General features: G+C 47.2%; 15 protein-coding genes. 3 read left to right on the forward strand and 12 right to left on the reverse strand.

Annotation, left to right across the window (positions count from 1 at the left end):
• Positions 1 to 33: 33 nt before the first annotated feature.
• Positions 34 to 2,025 (reverse strand): acetate--CoA ligase, encoded by a 1,992-nt coding sequence (gene acs / locus JWH17_RS03550; RefSeq protein WP_205221185.1) that lies wholly within the window; start codon positions 2,023 to 2,025, stop codon positions 34 to 36.
• A gap of 575 nt (positions 2,026 to 2,600) precedes the next feature.
• Positions 2,601 to 2,876 (reverse strand): hypothetical protein, encoded by a 276-nt coding sequence (locus tag JWH17_RS03555; protein WP_205221186.1) that lies wholly within the window; start codon positions 2,874 to 2,876, stop codon positions 2,601 to 2,603.
• Between the two features lie 47 nt (positions 2,877 to 2,923).
• Here JWH17_RS03555 and JWH17_RS03560 point away from each other — a divergent pair, with 47 nt between their 5' ends.
• The 3 genes from JWH17_RS03560 to trxB are packed head-to-tail and all read left to right on the forward strand — an operon-like array spanning position 2,924 to position 6,890.
• A complete protein-coding gene (locus JWH17_RS03560) occupies positions 2,924 to 5,698 on the forward strand; it encodes an MMPL family transporter (RefSeq protein ID WP_205221187.1) in 2,775 nt (924 codons plus the stop codon).
• A 38-nt stretch (positions 5,699 to 5,736) separates the two neighbouring features.
• Positions 5,737 to 5,931 (forward strand): YgaP family membrane protein, encoded by a 195-nt coding sequence (locus tag JWH17_RS03565; protein WP_205221188.1) that lies wholly within the window; start codon positions 5,737 to 5,739, stop codon positions 5,929 to 5,931.
• Between the two features lie 14 nt (positions 5,932 to 5,945).
• Positions 5,946 to 6,890: a thioredoxin-disulfide reductase gene (trxB, locus tag JWH17_RS03570; protein ID WP_205221189.1), complete on the forward strand. Its 945-nt coding sequence runs from the start codon at positions 5,946 to 5,948 to the stop codon at positions 6,888 to 6,890.
• A 107-nt stretch (positions 6,891 to 6,997) separates the two neighbouring features.
• Here trxB and JWH17_RS03575 read toward each other — a convergent pair whose 3' ends face one another.
• From JWH17_RS03575 to JWH17_RS23605, 10 genes are all read right to left on the reverse strand, one after another.
• Positions 6,998 to 7,618 (reverse strand): MlaC/ttg2D family ABC transporter substrate-binding protein, encoded by a 621-nt coding sequence (locus JWH17_RS03575; RefSeq protein WP_205221190.1) that lies wholly within the window; start codon positions 7,616 to 7,618, stop codon positions 6,998 to 7,000.
• 514 nt (positions 7,619 to 8,132) lie between these two features.
• Positions 8,133 to 11,231: an efflux RND transporter permease subunit gene (locus JWH17_RS03580; protein WP_205221191.1), complete on the reverse strand. Its 3,099-nt coding sequence runs from the start codon at positions 11,229 to 11,231 to the stop codon at positions 8,133 to 8,135.
• Complete coding sequence (locus JWH17_RS03585) at positions 11,228 to 12,346, reverse strand: efflux RND transporter periplasmic adaptor subunit (protein ID WP_205221192.1); 1,119 nt, start codon at positions 12,344 to 12,346, stop codon at positions 11,228 to 11,230. Before JWH17_RS03585 ends, JWH17_RS03580 begins: the two co-directional genes overlap by 4 nt.
• 36 nt (positions 12,347 to 12,382) lie before the next feature.
• Positions 12,383 to 13,033 (reverse strand): TetR/AcrR family transcriptional regulator, encoded by a 651-nt coding sequence (locus JWH17_RS03590; protein WP_205221193.1) that lies wholly within the window; start codon positions 13,031 to 13,033, stop codon positions 12,383 to 12,385.
• A gap of 432 nt (positions 13,034 to 13,465) precedes the next feature.
• Complete coding sequence (gene aspA, locus JWH17_RS03595; RefSeq protein WP_205221194.1) at positions 13,466 to 15,334, reverse strand: aspartate ammonia-lyase; 1,869 nt, start codon at positions 15,332 to 15,334, stop codon at positions 13,466 to 13,468.
• Between the two features lie 28 nt (positions 15,335 to 15,362).
• The gene (locus JWH17_RS03600; RefSeq protein ID WP_205221195.1) at positions 15,363 to 16,670 is read right to left on the reverse strand and encodes an anaerobic C4-dicarboxylate transporter; all 1,308 of its coding nucleotides are present in this window, start codon (positions 16,668 to 16,670) and stop codon (positions 15,363 to 15,365) included.
• 63 nt (positions 16,671 to 16,733) lie between these two features.
• Positions 16,734 to 17,237 (reverse strand): hypothetical protein, encoded by a 504-nt coding sequence (locus JWH17_RS03605; RefSeq protein ID WP_205221196.1) that lies wholly within the window; start codon positions 17,235 to 17,237, stop codon positions 16,734 to 16,736.
• Positions 17,238 to 17,414: 177 nt separating this feature from the next.
• Positions 17,415 to 17,669, reverse strand: coding sequence for a hypothetical protein (locus JWH17_RS03610; protein ID WP_205221197.1), 255 nt, complete (start codon positions 17,667 to 17,669; stop codon positions 17,415 to 17,417).
• 378 nt (positions 17,670 to 18,047) lie between these two features.
• Positions 18,048 to 19,682, reverse strand: coding sequence for a 2,3-bisphosphoglycerate-independent phosphoglycerate mutase (gpmI, locus tag JWH17_RS03615; RefSeq protein ID WP_205221198.1), 1,635 nt, complete (start codon positions 19,680 to 19,682; stop codon positions 18,048 to 18,050).
• A gap of 137 nt (positions 19,683 to 19,819) precedes the next feature.
• The gene (locus JWH17_RS23605; RefSeq protein WP_232370866.1) at positions 19,820 to 20,542 is read right to left on the reverse strand and encodes an SLC13 family permease; all 723 of its coding nucleotides are present in this window, start codon (positions 20,540 to 20,542) and stop codon (positions 19,820 to 19,822) included.
• Positions 20,543 to 20,544 lie beyond the last annotated feature (2 nt).

The raw sequence follows: 20,544 nt of genomic DNA on the forward strand, positions 1-20,544 counted from the left end.
TGGCATCTAAATCAAACTGCTCCTCTTTTACGATTAGCCCAGTTTTTTCTTACCGTCAACGAGCTGATCGACCACAGATGGATCGGCAAGGGTTGAAGTGTCGCCAAAATCTTTAAAATCGTTGGCTGCTATTTTACGCAAAATACGTCGCATAATCTTTCCGGATCGGGTCTTCGGCAAACCTGGGGCCCACTGGATGGCCTCAGGGGTAGCAATGGGTCCGATTTCAGCACGTACATGGCTGCGTAGCTCTGCAAGCAGTTCATCACTTTCTTCAGCCCACGACATCAGGGTAACATAGGCAAAAATTGCCTGCCCCTTGATGGGATGAGGCATACCAACAGCAGCAGCCTCAGCTACAGCCTCATGGGACACCAAGGCTGATTCGATCTCGGCTGTACCCAGCCTGTGACCACTTACATTGATAACGTCATCAAGGCGCCCCATGATCCAAAAATAACCATCTTCATCACATCGAGCTCCGTCTTCTGGGTCATAAATTCCTTCATACCGGCTGAAATAAGTTTTTTTATACCGTTGGGGATCACCAAAAACGCCACGAAGCATACCAGGCCAAGGCCGGCGAATAACAAGGTGTCCACCCTCATTGGGTGCAGCCTCCTTCCCTTCCTCATTAAAAATTGCCGCATCAATACCTGGTAAAGGGTAACTTGCGGATCCCGGCTTCAGCGGGGTTGCATACGGCAGTGGCGAAATCATGATCCCGCCGGTTTCGGTCTGCCACCAGGTGTCAACAATGGGTAGTTTTCCCTTACCCACGTTCACATGGTACCACATCCATGCTTCCGGGTTAATTGGCTCACCAACAGATCCGAGGATACGCAGACTAGACATATCATAACGCTGGGTATACTCAATGCCGTCACGCATAAGCGCGCGAATGGCGGTTGGGGCAGTGTAAAAAATATTGACTTTAAATTTTTCAACTATCTTCCAGAAACGATCAGGAGCCGGATAGCTTGGAACGCCTTCAAACATAACAGTCGTTGCCCCAAGACCAAGCGGACCATAAAGGATATAACTGTGACCGGTAATCCAGCCGACATCTGCTGTGCACCAGTAGACATCGTCGTCCTTGAGATCAAATACCCATTGACTGGTGTGCATGGCATAGGTCAAATAGCCGCCGGTGGTATGGACAACACCTTTGGGTTTACCGGTAGAACCTGAAGTATAGAGAATAAATAACAGATCCTCAGCATCCATAGATTCGGGTTCACAGTACGATGCAATATCAGCCTCTTCAACCTCTTCATGCCACCAGCAATCACGCCCTTTCTGCATGGCTACATCTGTCCCGGCCCGATTAACAACGATACAGCTTTCAACGCAGTCACATTCCTCCATGGCTTGATCAGCATTTGCTTTCAGGGGGATCGCCTTACCCCCGCGAAGTACGGCATCTGCAGTCAGCAGAACCTTGGCCTCACAATCATTGATTCGACTCTGCAAAGCAATCGCAGAAAAACCTGCAAACACAACAGAATGCACAGCACCAAGTCGGGTACATGCCAACAGAGAAATAGCCAGTTCCGGAATCATCGGCATATAGATGGCAACCCGGTCCCCCTTTTTGACCCCTTTTTTCTTGAGTACATTAGCAAACCGACACACTTCGGTGTGGAGCATCTGATAAGTGTAGACCTTTACGTCTTCTTCCGGTTCTCCCTGCCAGATGATAGCGGCTTTATTGCGGCGACCATCCTCAAGATGGCGGTCCAGACAATTGTAGGAAACATTGAGTTTCCCCCCCTGAAACCACTTGACTTCGGGAACAGTCAAATCGTATTCCAGGACCTTGTCCCATTTCTTATCCCAGGTGACGAGTTCATCGGCACGTTCACTCCAAAACCCTTCCGGGTCATCCATAGATCGCTGATAAATCTCCTTGTATTGATCAAGGGATTTTATCCACGCCTCATCACGACCTTCCTGGGGTGGCTCAAAGGTATTCCCCTCACTCAGCAAACTCGTAATCTTATCTTCCATCTCTTTTGCACTCATAGGCCCCCCTTGGACTATTATTTAAGCATGGATTGCAGACACCACACCTAGTAGGAAAGCCTAGTCAAACATGCTTTCCTTTTACTCTTCATTATCATGTATAGGTTGTTGGGTAAAAATAGAGAAAAACAGAACGTTATCAAATACCTCTCTCTTCTGAAAACATAGTAGTAGGATTAATAATACCTTATTCCTTTGTCAAGATATAACAAAATAATCCCACCTCGGCCCCCAGAGGCATCTGTTTTTACGCAACCGGGAATGGTATACTGCGCTCAAAACAAACAAGCGCTATATTACTAAAAAAAACAGACTGTTAACAAGTTTTCCGCTACAAGTTTCATAACAGGGCTGCAAACTAAATTGGTCCATTGTTCATACCAATTTACAGCTATTGCTTTTTTCTGATACCATCCTTCATTATCGTTGATGACACGCCTTCCCACATAAAAAAAGCTTTCGTTACCCAATAAATCTGACCATCTACATGAAAAACGAACATATTTCTTGACAAGCAGCAGGTAACTATCCAATAATTTTCCTATACAGATATTTTTCAGTCATAGACTGTGCAATCAACAACAAAAGGATCTAATAGCTGTCGCTGTTATCCAATCAATAGCTCTTGTCCATTTCACATCAACACTCTCTGCTCTTTTAGCAAGCGGGAGACTACTGCTGGAGAATTTGCCGCACATGCCTACACCTCCAATGCCGACCTCTCCAAGCACCCGTCTACATCGAGAGCCAATGGGCTGATAAACATGCGCAAGGACGTAACTCGCCTCCATAACCACATTGCTGATCACAAGAGAACAGAACTGATAAAAAGAGTATACGATCCCTCTCATAAGGCCCGCTCTTTCCAAAAAACGACGATCTCTACCCGACGATAAGAATGTCCCCCACAACATTCCTGATCCAATGCCCGATCACTCATCCTCGCAAGATAACATGTGTTTTTTTGTTACTCACTGTCCTCAGTATCTTGCTTTTTCTTTCGCATACCCAACAATCAACAACGGCTTTATTGGCCAAGGTACCTCCATGGACAAAAATGCTCCATGCCGAGCAACCAATGGCTGCTCAAGAAATACTAACGGTTGGTATTTTTCCGAATTCTGAGGAAGCAGGCATCTTTACCCCTGCAGCGTTTTCATTGTTCATTACCCTTGACCAAACTCTTCAGTCTTTTGCGAGGGTGACCAGCACCTCGCCACAGATCCTTGCCAACGACTACCTCGCTCCGGGCAACATAGACCTCGCTACCCCAGGTGACCTCGGGGCGGTTACCCTTACTCCCTTTCTGAATGCTACACTTGATGTCCCCCAACTCACAGAGGCAACAGTTCAACAGGCGCTGCAATCCCCCTTGCTGAACAACATATTTATCTCCCAGGACGAAAAAGCTATAGCCCTACGACTCCCATGCCTGATAAGCGGCAAAACCCAAGAAATACAACAACAGCTGCAACACGCTGCCATAAACCAAGATCCCCAAGCTGTTCAGCTGCTCTTTTCCGGGTTGTCGTTTGCTAGAGAAAATTTTTTCAGAGAAATGGAAAAAAACACGCTCCCGCTCATGTGCGCCAGCCTAGCACTTATTGTTGCCGTTTCACTCTTAACCGTTTTCGCTTCCGGATACAGCTGCATATTTATCCTTCCGGTGGCCTGCTCCACTTCGCTCACCCTAGCCTTGCAAACCTTGGTACAGTTGCCGGCGGGCCTTTTTAGTTTCACCCCTCCGCTGATTGCAGCGTGCACCTCCCTCCTCTTCTCCATTTGGCTCATTGCCACTCTTAACAGCAGATTGCCGGAGAAAGAAAAACACCCCTCGTTTATAGCCCGGGAAATGAAAATCCTCCTACCACAGCTTTGGCTCACGTCCCTTGCCTCGGCGGGGGCCCTGCTTTGTTTGTGTTTTTCCTCTCTGGCCACGGTTCGCTTTCTGGGGTTTTTCGGAGCTATTTCCATTTTACTTGCTTTTATCAGCAGCGTAATGGCAGTTCCAGCCACATTTATATTACTGCCCCCCTCCTGGAGATCGGTAAATAAAAATCAAAACAAAATAAGCAAAGGGTTGGCTGTCCTGGCCAAGCATACAACCCAAAGTGCTCTCCCAGGGAAGCTGGCATATATCTGCGCCAACCACTGTTCGCTCACAGTGGCAGCCCATATTCTTTTTCTCGTCCTGGGGATGACAGGCATCATGCTGTTAACAATTAATGCGACCCCTGTACAGTGGTATGCAAAAAAACATTGGATCCAAACAGCAAACCAAAAAATCATTCAACACTTTGCCGGGGTCGACCAGCTCAACCTTGTATTTTCGGCCAATGTTGTTGCTACACGCTCTATTAATGAAGCGCGGCAATGGCTGTCCACTACCCTGAAAAATACCTTTGACGACGCACCGTCATTTTACATCACACTTGAAAAAGATATTGAACAAACCGTTGACCACCTGCATTCAACCACTGAATTCTCAAGCAGACTCACCAGTCTTTGGCGCCGGAAAATGAATGCTCTCCACGTGGAGGATGACGTACAGATTAACCACTGGTCAATAGCCTTGGATACCCTTGCCCAACTGGATAACGAAAAACAGACTTTTCTCAAGCCGGCTGTGCTTGCTTATTTGGCAGACTTACAACAGTTTCTGGAACAATTACCTGAGATAGGCAAGACCCTTTCTATTGTGGATATAGTGAAATCAATGCACCAGGCCTTATTTGAAGGTGCCTCTGAGTACAAACGAATACCTACGACCATAGGCAGCGTTGACCAGACCCTTGCTGCTTTTAAAGAGAAACGGCCGACACAGCATCTTGCACGCTTTATAACTGCCGATGCAACCAAAACAACGCTTACTCTTTATCTGAAAAATTCGTCAGCACGTTCCATAGAAGCAATCGTCCAAGCAACTGCGTCCTATTTCAAAACCACTCCCCCTCCTGTTCCATTGGACTATTTTTGGACCGGATCAGCCTACGGTTTTAAAATATGGAATGAAAAAAAGGTATTGTCTCTGATTCTCTGGTCCACAGTGGGGCTGATAACCGGCTGTCTCATATTTTCCTTTGCACGACGCTCATTGACATGCGGCCTTGCTCTCCTGGCCGTTATTGGCTACCCGCTCATCTGTGCTTACGGGATATGCGGATTAATCGGAATGCGTTTGGCCACCGTTACCATGGCAGCCATCACCATATTGTTCCCTGTCTCGTTCTGCCTAACCTCCATAATGCTGCACTCAGCCGGCAAAAAAGTAAAAGAATATGGCTGTTGTCAAGACAACCTCCAGGAACAGTTAACAGCAACGTATTTCCCGGTCATATGGAGTGTGGCAGCTGTAATTTCTGGAGCTACCCCGGCTCTTTTTTCTGCTTATTACTCATTGCAAACAACGGCATTCATGACTATTTCATTTATGTTTATGCAGGGGATTACATTTTTTACGCTGCTTCCCCTTCTGTTTAATCTGTTGGAATCAAGATTATTTAAAAAAGAACTGCCAGCCCTTGATGAAGCAAAAGAACAAGCAGCAGTAACTGCAGACTGGAAAGACAGCATGGATGAGACAGCGGCACATCTGTCGCTGCCCGCAGACACAGCATCCGTTTCTGAACTGAAAGACGTTTTTGCGCCTCAAAAAAATACTGACACTACATAATGTTTTTTTGCTCACACTTTTTCAAAGGAGTGTAGATTATGGTAATTAATGACTGGATTCATGTCATGGCAGGTTTTTTCATTCTCATCAGTCTCGCACTGGGAGTGTGGGTAAGCAGCTACTGGCTTTTCTTTACCGCCTTTGTGGGCGCAAATCTGTTTCAATTTGGATTTACCGGATTTTGCCCCATGGCCATCATTCTCAAACGCCTTGGCGTCCCTGAACAAAAATGAAACTGGAAAAAAATATGACTCAAAAAGAAATGCACGACCTTGTTATTGTCGGTGGAGGACCGGGTGGTCTAACGGCTGGTATTTACGCCCAGCGTGCGGCACTGAAAACCGTGCTGATTGAAAAAGGATTACCTGGTGGCCAGATGGCATCGACTGATACCGTGGAAAACTGGCCTGGGATTAAAAATATCACCGGCCAGGAACTGGCTGAAAACTTTCTCACTCATGCCAAATCGTATGATCTTGATATTATTCAAGAAGAAGTTACCGCTATAGAGCCGGGCCTGGATTATCATACCGTTCGCCTTGCCAATGGCGACGTATACCCTGCGCATACCGTCATCATTGCCGTTGGCGGCAGTCCGAAAAAACTCAACATCCCGGGTGAAGATGAATACTACGGCAAAGGTGTTTCTTACTGTGCGGTTTGCGACGGTTTTTTCTTCCGCAACAAGACCGTAGTTGTTGTGGGTGGTGGTGATTCTGCAACCGAAGAAGCACTCTATTTAGCGAAGCTCGCCAAAAAAGTCTACCTGGTTCACCGCAGAGATGAACTGCGTGCAGGAATGATTCTGCAGAAGCGGATAAAGGCAGAGCCGAAAATAGATATACTGTGGAATAGCATTGTAACAAAAATAAACGCAGACGACACAGGCGTTTCGGAGGTGGAACTGCAAAATACCCTCACCAACGAAGAGAGTCGTTTAGCAACAGACGGCATTTTTATTTTTGTTGGCTTTGATCCTAACAACCAGCTGATTCCTGCTGGAACGCCAATGGATGCTGATGGCTTTGTCATGACCGACTGCAAGGGCGAAACAACCATGCCCGGCATTTATGTGATTGGAGACTTACGACAAAAATACGCAAAACAAATCGTCGTTGCCTCAGGAGAAGGTGCCACGGCAGCTCTGGCAGCCGCCCACTTTGTGGAAGCCAAAAAAGGCAGTCAGCACTAAAAAAAAACGGGTCTTCTACCGCATGTTTAGAACTCACGCCGACCAGGCGCACTCAAAAGGCGCTTCTGGTCGGCAGAGCCGACCCATAATACACATGCCGGTGTTTTTTACCCAACAGTCTCACTTTTTTGGAATTCAACAATTTTATTTTTGAGCTGCTGGGTTAAGTTTTTAAAGTCGTCTTTGCGTAAAATTTCCTGAAACTGTTCAAGATAGTTACGGATCAGACTGACGCCCTCCACTACCACATCATAGACTTTCCACTGCTCGCCACGTAGCAGCATAATATAAGAAACCGGTATTTTTCTTTCCCCATCGACCAACACCGTCTGCACCTGGGCTCGCTTTCCCCTGATCCTCTGCTTGCCATATTCAACCTTTTGGTTAGTGTAATTTTCCATTTGACTTACATAGGCATATTTCAATAGCTCGGTAAACAATTCTACAAATTGCTCCTGCTCCTCAGGTGAGATTTCCTTCCAATGCCTACCCAGTACTCGCTTTGACATCTCTCTAAAATCAAACCCCTCTTGTGCCACCGCCATAATACGATCAACTTTACTTTCAGCCGCCCCATCATCCCCTGGATCGCTCAACACCTGTATAATTTGAGCGACAAAAGGCCGTAACTGTTCTGTCGGATCCGGGAGTGCCAGTGCGTTATCATATGCCCCGCTCCACATACACCCCGCTACAACTATCACTACTGCCATGAGCCTTTTCTTCATAACAATCCTTCTCTTTTACTCCATCTCAGACAATTATTTTTTCGCCCAATCTTGTTTTTATGCCAATAAATTATCATCCAAGGTAAACGAAGACTCCAATATTCGCTAAATACCTGTGGCATTTTTTTTAGCATGCCTGAATCATGGACGAACGCTCTCGTTATTCAAAATACTGTTCACTGATAAAATCTATCTTTGCCACTCCTTGGCTGCTGTCCAGCAACTACAGCATAGCAAATTTCATACCAAAAAAAATCATCAATCTACGAACCCTTCTTTTCAGTGACCAACAGATGTTGCGCCACTCTTCAACACCGACAAGATAGTTCGTACGACAAGGCACCTCCAACATAAAACATGCCCAGGCAGGAGGTTTATCCGCTCTACTCCTACCCGCCGTTTGCACCTGTCGCAAACAATCACGCTGCAGGCAATATCATTTGTCTTCATCTTTGCTCCACCAGAACGGATCCTCTTTGAGGCAAACCAACCGTTCACGTCTGTCTCCCGGCAGCTAATTTACCTTATAAACTAGACAACTGTCTCCGTGTTGCTCCACCTTCGTGCTTCCAGTGCGAACATCCATATGTTCTGAAACTCTAAAAAACGTACAATAGAGAACAGGAACAATCACCAGCGTCAATACGGTCGCAAACGTCAGCCCACCCATTATGGTAACCGCCATAGCAGCAAAAAAAGCATCCCACAGCAATGGCACCATACCCAAAACAGTGGTAAATGCAGCCATGGAAACAGGCCGAACACGACTCACAGCGGAATCAATGACTGCCTGATATGGATGCTTCCCTGCGGCCAGTTCAATATTTATCTGATCCAACAAAACGATCTCATTCTTCATCAACATCCCGGATAAACTTAAAAAGCCAAGCAAGGCCATAAATCCGAAAGGTTGTTTGAAAATGAGTAAACCAGCAGCAACACCAATCAAGGCCAATGGCAGGCCGAGGAAAATAATAACAGGATGACGTAAGGTATTAAAAAGCATCACCGAAATAAAAAACATCACGGCAAATGCCAGCGGCACCTTGGACATCAATTTCCGATTAGCATCACCGGAGCTTTCATACTCTCCCCCCCACTCAAGAACATATCCCTGAGGCAAATCAATGGCCTCAATGTCTGAGCGAAGTTCTCTGAAAAGAGCATCCGCCGTACCTTTTACCTGCTGACACGACACGGTTATGGTCCTCATCCGGTTCCGGCGCTGAATAACCGGATCTTCCCACTGGGTTACACTCCCATTGGCCACCTGATCAATAGGAACAGCCTGACCAGCTACATCACTCCACACCATGACCTCATGCAGGTTGTCAATACCGGAACGTTGTTGCAGTGGCTGCCTGACAATAATCGGCAACAGATCCTCCCCTTCGCGATATAGCCCGGCCGCTGTCCCGGCAAAATTTGCAGCCAACGCATTCGCTATCTCCGGCCTGGTAACACCAATTTCACGTGAACGTGCTGCAGCCATGTTGACAGAGGCCACTTTCACTTTTTCCGCCCAGTCCGACTGGACAGTATTGGTATTTTCATGTTTCCACATAATAACCTTTGCCTGATCCGCCAGATCACGCAACACTTCAATATCCGACCCGATAAAACGAGCCTCGACGGCCTCACTGCTTGGACCAAGTTTAAAGGCCTCAACCTTGCTCACCGCGTCAGGGAAATGGGTATTGATATACTCTGCCACCTCAGGAATAAGTTGAGCATTTAGCCGGTAGTCCGATACAGAAACAAGGAGTTGCCCATAGCTACTGTTTGGCATTTCCGGTGAATAGGTCAAAATAAAGCGAAGTGCTCCCCCGCCAACAAAGGTTGTGACGTCGGAAACCCCCTCCAAAGAGCTCACATAAGATTCAAGTTTCCTCAACTGGGCTGCTGTTTCCTCTATGTGAGTACCTTCCGGCAGAGTCATGTCGATGGTAAATTGCGGTCGCGGTGAATTAGGGAAAAAATTATGATCCACAAAACCAAAACCGTATATGGCAAGGGCAAGCATGCCGATAACGGCTGAGATCGTCAGCCACCTGAAGGTAATACAAGCCTGTAAAAATGCCCGATAACCACGAAAAAAAACGTTATCATACAAGGCGCCATTATTTTTCGGCTGATCAAGGAGAAACGTAACACAAAGATAAGGCACAACCGTTATTGCCAGTATCCAACTCAGCATCAACGACAGGCCTATGACCTGAAACAGACTACCCAGGAATTCACCGGTAACATCCTTGGAAAGCGATATGGCGGCAAAGGCAAGAATGGCAATAATCGTCGCCCCCAATAATGGCCATTGGGTTTCAGCAACGGTCTGTATTGCTGCCTCCTTCTTGTCAACCCCCAGCTGATGTTTAATAACAATCCCCTCGGCAACTACAATGGCGTTATCTACCAGCATCCCCAAGGCTATAATCAGAGCTCCCAAAGAGATACGCTGCAGGTTAACTTCAAAAATAAACATGCAAATGAAGGTTGCCAGGATAGTCAAAAGCAGCACTCCCCCTATAATAAAACCTTCACGCACGCCCATAAAAATGACTAGAAGCACTACCACAATCAAAACAGCTTCAAAAAGGTTTAGAACAAACCCATTCACAGCCGTATTGACGGTGTCTGCCTGGTAGGCAATGGTATTGAGTGTCACCCCGACCGGTAACCGCCCTTCCAGTTCAATCAGTTTGTCCTTGACCGCATTACCCATGGTAACGACGTTACCGCCCGATACCGTTGATATTCCCAGTCCTACCGCAGGTAGTCCATCGCGTCGCAGGAGCTGCTGCGATGGATCGAGATACCCTTTCTCTATAGTTGCCACATCCTTGATCCTGATCATGGTCCCGGAATCCCCGGAACGGATCAATTGTTCACCAATATCAAGTACATTTGCATAGTCGCCGGACACGCGCAGACGCACATCGTGGGGCCCCACCTTAACCTTGCCGGCGTCGGAGACAGTATTTTGCTGGCTGATGGTCTGGAATATAGCGGCTGGCGGAATACCGAGTTGAGCAGACTTAACCCGATCTATCTCTACATAAACGACTTCCTCCTGCATTCCCCAGAAATCGATCCGCCCCACATCCTCACAAAGCAGCAGCTCTTTACGCAGGTCTTCTGCAATCTCTTGGAGAGCATGTTGCGAATAACCATCCCCTGTTATGGCAAAGAAAATGCCATATACATCACCAAAATCATCATTAATAATGGGGGAATAGCTGCCTGGCGGCAAAGCACTGGCAGCGTCACCAATTTTTCGCCGCAACTCATCCCACACCTGAGGCAGGGTCTCCTTATCGTATTTATCCTGCACTTCAGCATAAATGATGGAAACCCCGGAGCGAGAAATGGACCGGACTTCTTCCAGCTGTTTCAGCTGCTGAATTGCTGTTTCCAGCGGCTCGGTTATCTCCAACTCCACCTCTTCCGCTGTAGCACCTGGATATAGAGTATATATGACGGTTTCCTTAATGGTAAAATCAGGGTCTTCCAGCCTTCCCAAGCGCTCATAGGAAAGATAGCCCCCAATAAATAGAAAAACGATCAACACAAGAATAACTGCCCTTTTTTCGAGGGCGTAACGCACCAATTTCATCCGTCAAGCCCCTCTTTTCCGTCTGCCACCGGTCGGACCTGCATTTCTTCCAACAAGGTATGCACAGCTGCCGTTGCCACCTGTTCCTTTCCTGAAAGTCCTTGCAGGATAACCACCCCATTATTGGTCAGAGAACCGACAGTGACCTCAGTTTTCTTCGGATTACCGCCACTGGCAGGAATGACCCACACATAGGACTTACCATCATTTCCACCGACAAGAGACTCGACCGGAACGCTGAACCTGGCCGCCACACCGGCCGGCTCCAGGGTGCTCTGCAGACGGACAGTGGCTGTCATCCCAGGTAAAATTTCCAGAGAAGCGGGTGGAGATAAAGTTACAACCACTTCATACGTTCTTAATACCGGATCAGACTGCACGCTGTATTCCCTTATCGTAGCAGGGAACCAAACATCCTGTTCGGCATCAAATTTTACCGCAATGGCATCAAACTGCTCTACACCGCCTTTAGCAATCAGCCTTTCCGGCACTTTGGCCACCACCTCAATCATTGTCAGATCTTTAAATGCAACTACCGGTGTACGCTCTTTGACATGCTCATAATTTTCTACATACCGTTTGGAAACCACTCCATCAAAAGGGGCATAGAGAACCGTATCGGCAAGGGCCTTTCTTTTTAACTTTAAATCCGCACCCGCTACTTCATATGCTGTTTGCGCAGCATCATATTTGGCCTTGGATATGACCTTTCGCATATGAAGGTCCTTGGCTCTTTCATATGCCCTTTGCGCATCATTAAATGATGCAAGCGAGGCATCTAATGCATGCTGAAAATCCCGGGGATCAAGCCGTGCCAAGACATCTCCCTTGTTAATATTTTTCCCTTCGAGCACGTTTAATTCTTCCAGTAGCCCGGCAACGGAGAAACCTATTTCAACCCGCCTTTTGGCTCTGACAGATCCGGGGAAAGTACGACTTTCAACTGCTGACATCAGCTGTACCGATGCTGTCGGCACTGGCCTGGCGGCCTTAAACAGTTCAAGAGGACCTGTCTCTTTCTCAGCCATCATGCTTGAAAGAGAATCCTTCCAGGTAAACGCACCGATGGCAGCTAAAACCACCAGTAACAGCAATACATTGTTCCGTTTCTTCATCACATTATCTCTTGTACAAAATTAATGCCTAACTGTTCAGCAGTGCTTTAAATCTTCAGGCAGAGGCAAATCAAGCTGCAGGATCATTGCCCTGGAAACGGTCTTTGCCGCTTCACGGTAAAAGGCGACATCTGTTATTTTCTCACCTCGAGCCAGCTCAAATATCTGCTCCGTTGCTCCATAAAATACAATTTGGGCATGAAGCATATCCATCCATGTATTTGCCTCTTTGTCATCGGCCCCGGGTTTAATTTTCCGATAAAACTCCCGGGTTTTTTCCATGTCAGGTATAAATAAACGCTCAACTAAAAGCGGCATAGCGGATGAGGGATTAACTATCTCACGGATAAGCAACCGGCGTTCCCACCTTGGTTTGTCCGGCTTAAAAAACTCATGGAAATTTCTAAAGACAGCCGTACGGATAATTTCGGCCTGACCGGCAGGATGTTCCGCAAGGATCGGATTCTCCTCCAGCACTTCCAAAAAACCATTGCAACGTTTCTCGGCCATAGCATGCCTAAAGGCCTCTATGTATAAATTCTCCTTACTGCCAAAATGGTAATGAATGCTCCCCAGATTAACACCAGCCTTTTCTGCAATGGCCCTGGTACTGACCCCATCATATCCATGTTCGGCAAAAAGCTCGCCCCCTGCAAGAATAAGCTGTTCTCTCGTTGTTTGCGCCATATTCGCCCTTTATTGATGACATTCGACCTACATTTAAAAACGAAAGACCAATTTATTAAGTCAAACGACTAAACATGTCAACAATAATAATTTTCATCCTTTTTTCCTATAGTCAGCCGACAGGGCAAGGCTTTGAAAAAAGATGAGATTTAAGAAAATGACTACTACCAGGACTGCCTCATCCAGGCGACCGTCTTCTCACGGAAAAATAACCGCTTAAAAATATGGCCGCAGGCAGGTCGTTGTCTGCATGCTGTGTGGTAAAATACGAAGTACGATGGAAGATGATACTAATGCTCTAAACTGAATCATATACTCTTTTTTTAGAATGTCACCCTTCAAGAAAGCAAGTTCGGTGCTGAAAAATGCATCACAGGCATCCACCAAAAATCGGTGGATTACCTATGATAAAAACAACGGCAAAGTAACGCTTTATTTTTTCGGAATTTCCCGAGGGTCAGTCATATTTTCGGGACGAAGCATATCATCAAGTTGCTCCTGGGTGAGCAACCCTTTCTCCAAAACAAGGGAATAGACACTACCGCCTGTTTTAAGTGCTTCCTTGGCAATGGCGGCCGACTGCTCATAACCAATGACCGGCACCAGTGCGGTGACCAGGCCAATACTGTTTTCCACATAGTTTCTACAGACGTCCTCGTTAGCCTCAATACCGGTTACACAACGAGCAGCCAGAGTAACGCAACCGTTTTTCAAAATCATCATCCCGTGGAGCAAATCATAGGCAATGATGGGTTCGGCCATACACAATTCAAGTTCCGATGCTTCTGCGGCCATGGAAACCACCGCGTCGTACCCCATGACCTGGTAACAGATCTGGTTAACCAACTCAGGAATAACAGGATTCACCTTGCCCGGCATGATTGAGGACCCAGGCTGCATAGCCGGCAGATTGATTTCGTTGAGCCCACACCTTGGCCCAGAAGACATCCAGCGCAGATCGTTACAGATCTTTGAGATCTGTACAGCCGCACGCTTTAATGTGGCAGACATGGCCACAAAGGTTCCGGCATTCTGGGTTGCCTCAACCAAATTTTTGGCTCTTCGCAGTTCAAACCCACTGACTTCCGACAATTTTTGGGTGACCATATTGGAATAACCAGGAGGACTGTTGATGCCGGTGCCGATAGCAGTGGCACCCATGTTGATATCCAGAAATTCATAGGCTGCCCGCTCAGTTGCCTTGATGGCAGAATCAATCATCACTGCATAGGCACTAAACTCCTGACCAAGTGTCATGGGTACGGCATCCTGGTTTTCAGTACGCCCCATCTTTAATACATGGGCAAACTCTTCGGCCTTGTTTTCCAGCGCCTCCTTTAAGCCGGTCATTGCCCGGACCAGGTTCCGGTTGGACAGCAGTACAGCCAATTTAATAGAGGTGGGATAGGCATCATTTGTCGACTGAGAGCAGTTGACATGGTCATTGGGATGCAAATACTGGTACTCCCCTTTGTTGTACCCCATGATTTCCAGACCACGGTTGGCAATAACCTCGTTGGCATTCATATTGGTTGAGGTACCGGCTCCTCCCTGAAACATATCCACTGTAAACTGTTCCCGTAACTTACCGGCAAGCAGTTCATCGCAGGCGGCGCAGATGGCTTTCATCTTGGGTTCGTCAATGGCGCCTAGTTCAAAGTTGGTCAAAGCGGCAGCCTTCTTGACCATGGCCAACCCTTCAACCAGGTGTTCGAAATTACTGACAAACACACCGGAAATGGGAAAATTCTCCATGGCCCGTTGGGTCTGCACACCGTAGTAGACATGATCAGACACCTCCCGCTGCCCGAGAGAATCATGCTCCAGGCGGAAACCGCTCATCACCTGTACATCCTGCTTGTTATGATACAGTTGACTTGATAGAACCCGTAGACGGCGATTTATGCCCACCGCCACCCTGGAAATAATCCGGTAAAACATATCCGGCTTCTGTTCGCGCAGCGCCTCAATCTTTTCCCTTGATATCTGCCATATTTCCGCTCCATTTCTGGTAAAGGCACCATTACTGTGCGAATCGCCTTCCAAAAAAGCCCCTTCACTGAGAAGCGCTCCGGCAATCATGGTTGCAACATGACGCGAAGAACCATGCAGCCCGCGGACAAGCTCAATATCCCCGTCCAAAATTATCCCAGCCCATTTGCGAGGCGTGGACTCCTGAAAAAGCCATTCATTGGGTTTATATACTTTCCGCTCGCCCTCCTTAAAAAACAGGATCAAATCTTCTTCGCTGATACCCGAAGCCTTTGCCGCCTGCCTGATAACACTTTTATCTATCTTCATAGGATGTTCCTTTCGATGGAAATGAGGATTATAAAATGATTCCGCCAAACACAAAGCCCAGGCCTACCGCAAAAACAATCGTTAGCGTACCGGGGAGTAGAAAGGGATGGTCAAAAACATACTTACCGATTCTGGTGGAACCGGTATCATCAAACTCTACTGCGGCCAGCAAAGTTGGATAGGTTGGAAGCACAAACAGGGCACTCACTGCGGCAAAGGATGCGATCGCTGCTACCGGGCTGACACCGAGTGCTAGCGCTGCGGGCATCAATGCCCTGGTGGTTGCAGCCTGTGAGTAAAGAAGCATGGCTGCAAAAAAGAGGACCACTGCCAACAACCAAGGCTTGGATTCAAGAAGCGTGGCCGCAAACACATTAATCTCATCCAAATGGGCAGCAACAAAGGTGGTTCCCAGCCAGGCAACCCCAAGCACACAGATACAGGCGCTCATCCCTGATTTAAAAGTGGAAGCATTAAGAATATTTTTCGCCTCCACTTTGCACAACATGGTAATTAGAGTTGCCGCGGCAAGCATAAAGGTAATGATGGCATGATCGCGGGCAAGGACCGGCTCTTTAATGAGACCAACCGTGGAGCTGATGGCGGTCGCGTAAAAAACCACACAGGCAAGGGCAATACCGAAAATAAGGACTGACCGTTTTGCCTCAGGCGTTATTACCTTTTGCGACTGGGTCTCTGTAACATCCTTGACCAAGCCTTTGGCGACCCTATCCTGATACACAGGGTCATCTTTGAGATCCTTGCCCATGAAATTAGTAAACACTGCGCTAAGCATAACCGCTATAAAACTGGAAGGGATAGCAATCATTAAAAGCTGTACATAGTCGACTCCAACCTTTTCCAGCTCTGCTGAAAAAAAGACGACTGCCGCAGAGATGGGAGAGGCGGTAATAGCAATCTGGGAAGCGACGGTGGCAATGGCCAGTGGTCGGGAGGGGCGGATGCCTTCACGTTTGGCAACCTCGGCAATCACAGGCAGGGTGGAAAAAGCAGTATGTCCGGTACCTGCAAACATGGTCATCACATAGGTGACAACCGGAGCAAGAAAGGTAATGTATTTAGGATTACTTTTGAGCACCTTTTCTGCAATATGGACCAGGTAGTCGAGACCGCCCGCTTCCTGCATGGCGGCAATTGCTGCAATCACTCCCATTATGATGAGAATAACATCGGTCGGAATACTGCCCGGCTCCAACCCAAATACAAATCCAAGAACAAGTACACCAAAGCCGCCGGCAAAACCGATACCAATACTGCCCAACCGAGCTCCCAGCCAGATAAATAGCAATACAACCAACAGTTCAAGCACCCACATAAATCCTCCTTCCTCTCATGCAGTAAAGCGAAAGCATTTGATTATTCATTGATACATTCCTGTTTAGGGTAATATATAGGTGCCTTTCAGGCCTTTGGCATATCCTCCCACGCTTTCGAGCTTACCTGTCCCTTGAAACGACAAGGTGGACCATTGAAAACCAAGTGTTCCCTTTATCCCTGCCAAATTGCCTGTGCCACCAACAATCTCGCCGGTAACGAGTGTTCCCTCTGCCATTTGTTTAGCCTGGAGTACAATATACACTTGCTGCCCATCAAGGCTTCTCCAGACACACCTGATATCACTTCCGTTTTGGGTGTCACCAAGGCCAATACACTCTGACCAATAATCCGTTTGAGTACCAACACTGTCCTGGAGGTGCACGAGACCAGCCAACTTAAAAAGTGCGACCTCCCTGTCTTTGCCAAAAGACAAGCCCTCCTTGGTACCATTAGCACTCCAGGTACCGCTAAAAGAACTTTCAGCTTGCGCTGCGTAGCCTTCAACGATTACAAGCAAAAAGAAAAGGCTGAAACAAATCAAAATCATAGCGCGTTGTATGTGCATCTCCGTCCCCCTGTAAGGTTAGCTACCTAAGAAACCGCGTTGTTCCTTCTTCAACAATCTTTGTTCGCTCATACCTACAAATGCCGTCTTCTCATCCCCAGCTCAAGCCCTGTTACATCTCCCATTATCGTCATTGGATATTTTGAAAAATGTTTTTTCAAAATACCCGCGCAGTGATCAAGGGAAGAACCCCTCCACCAAACGCATATGTTTAATTTTTACCAAACAATCATTGAGGGCTTCTTCACCTGTCCCTCCCATACCCTGATACTGCTCAGAAGATTCGACAAGCTGTACACAGGGAATGGTCCTGAACTTGTAAACACTCTCGGTCAACACCTCCTGCACCTTAATAGTCAGGGTTCTATCTGAGCGATAAAGCTTATATGTGTCCACCCGGCACAACACATCACCCGCATTGACATCATACATTGCATCACCTCAAAAAATAGTCCAACCTGCTATATACCGGCAGCATACAGCGAAACCACAAAAAGACAAAACATATCTGGTAGATATATAACCATATCCTCACTAGTTGCCAAGTAACAAGAGAACGCTCAAAACCACGCAGAGCAAACTAACGAAAACAAACTTTTACTAACGATTGGCCACTACCAATCAATTACCAAAAAATAACAGGACAACAAAGAGAGAGGGGAACTTCAAAAGTACAAAAGGGTGACATGAATAAAAGTCTCATTCATCATCACCCACAGGTGGAACGGGCACCTCTTGTCAAGAGCTCTTATCGGTTAACGTGCCGGCTTTCATTCGGGCCGCAGAGAAACATTCACCGCAAGGAATTACTTATTTTTCACACAATGCAACCAAAGAAGGTTCATAGTCAACTGGAGCTTCATACCCCAACAAATTACAAAGGGTCGCGGCAACATTAGCCAAACCAGCAGACTCGATCTTGGTCAGAGTGAAACTATTTGCCTGATTATAATCAACAATAACAAAAGGGACTGGATTCTTGGTATGGGCCACCATTGGCAACTGTTCACCGTTTTTTTGGGTCCACATGCAATCGGCATTACCATGGTCGGCAGTTATTACTGCGACCCCGCCTACAGCCTTGACGGCGGCGAGCAATCGCCCCAGACAAAGGTCCACGGTTTCCACCGCTATCCGCACTGCACCTTCAACACCGGTATGACCTACCATATCCCCGTTGGCATAATTAAGACGGATAAACTTATACTTTTCACTCTTTACCGCTTTGATCACTTCGCTGGTAATCTCTTCTGCTTTCATCCAGGGGCGCAGATCAAAGGTAATTTTATCCGATGGGATTTCGACATATGTTTCTAGTTTCTCATCTATATAACCGGATCGGTTCCCATTCCAGAAGAAAGTTACATGACCGAATTTCTGGGTTTCTGAAATAGCATAAGAGGTAATATGGTTATTGCAAAAATACTCACCAAGAGTCTTGTCTATCTCCGGGGGATCCACCAGATAGTTGTTTGGTATTTTCGCATCTCCGTCATACTGCATCATGCCGGCATAATACACATCAGGGTAACGCTGACGATCAAAGGCTGTAAATTCGGGCTCATCAAATGCTCTGGATATTTCAATAGCTCGATCACCGCGGAAGTTAAACAAGATCACTGCGTCTCCATCTTCAATGGTTCCAACAGGATTGCCATCCTCCACGATCACAAAGCTGTCCATGTACTGATCTGTCATGGCAGGGTCTTCACGGTAATAAGTCTCTATTGCTTCCGTAGCCGAAGCAAAATAACGCCCCTGACCGAGCACATGTGCCTTCCAGCCCCTTTCAACCACCTGCCAGTCGGCATTATATCGATCCATAGTGGTCACCATCCGTCCACCTCCGGAAGCAATACGATAATCCCGCTCACCTGGTGCGGAAAGCTGCTCTAACTTTTCCTCCAGAGCACCGAAGTATTTTAACCCACTTTTTGGTTCCACATCCCGACCATCGAGCAGACCATGTACTCTGACCTTTTCCAATGCGCTACGGGCACACTCCTCCAATAGAGTAAACAACTGGCCGATGTGGCTATGCACGTTACCGTCGGAAACCATTCCTATCAGATGGAGTGTCCCTCCGTTTTTCGCACGGGCGAGAACCTTGGCCCACGACTTCCCCTGAAAGGCCGCACCGGAACGGAGTGCCTCATTAACCAACTTAGCTCCTTGGGAAAAAATGCGTCCGGCACCCAAGGCATTGTGCCCGACCTCTGAATTACCCATATCGTCATCGCTGGGTAACCCGACTGCCGTACCATGCGCCTTCAAACGGGTTGCCAGCGGGGTTTTCAAAACTGCGTCCAAGACAGGAGTGTAAGCAACATGCACACCATCACTGGCATCCTGAGGACCAAGCCCAACGCCATCAAGAATAATGGTCACGACAGGACCGGCAAACGATTTATACCCGGGCAAAGGTAATAATTGTAATTGACTCATTGGTTATAGGTATCCTTTTCGTTAAGCATTTGTTGGTAAGAGAGGATCAAGCTGTATGCCCAGCAAAAATCAGACAAAAATGCCGGCACCTCCCGACTACTCTCTTTTTGGATTCTTCTCTCTCCCATTTCTTCACCTCAAATTGAGTAAAAGAGCCCCAGGCAGCCCACAAGAATAAAGGTATACATTATGGTGACTCCGATACCGGTTTTCATATAATCTTTTGTTCTGTAACCACCGGGACGCATTATCAAAGCGTTAACCTGATGAGTCGGCAGCACAAATGTATTAGAAGCTGAAAGTCCCACCACCATTGCGGCCACCACCGGATTGGAGCCAATGCCGGCAGCCATATTCATTGCCAACGGTACCATCAGCACGGCAGCGCCAACATTTGAGGCAACCAGCGAAAAAAAGGCCGTGAGCAAAGAAATGACGAACATAAGCAGTAAAGGCCCAGGGGTTCCGATTGAATCTAAGAGCGTGGTCGCTAAATATGCTGCAGCGCCTGTATTTTCAAAGGCTGTACCCAGCGGGATAAGACCGGAGAGAAGAAAAACCGTCCGCCAGTCAACTGCTTCATAGGCTCTGTCGGCAGGGATAATACGGGTCAATATCATTCCCAGTGCCCCCGTGAGAAGAGCGATGGAAAGCTTGACATTGAACACAAGAACCAAGACAAGGGAAAGGAAAAGAAAAAAGACAGCACATCGAATACGATCCGGTTTTAACTCTTCACCTAGTATTTCCTCAATAAAAACAACATCCATTTTCTGCTGCAGCAAACGAAACTGAGGCCATTTTCCCTGAAGAAGAATGGTATCGCCTTGTCTGAGTTTCGTTATGTTAATCTCCTCCATGA

The organism is Desulfogranum marinum (genome assembly GCF_016918565.1).
GTDB lineage: Bacteria > Desulfobacterota > Desulfobulbia > Desulfobulbales > Desulfobulbaceae > Desulfogranum > Desulfogranum marinum.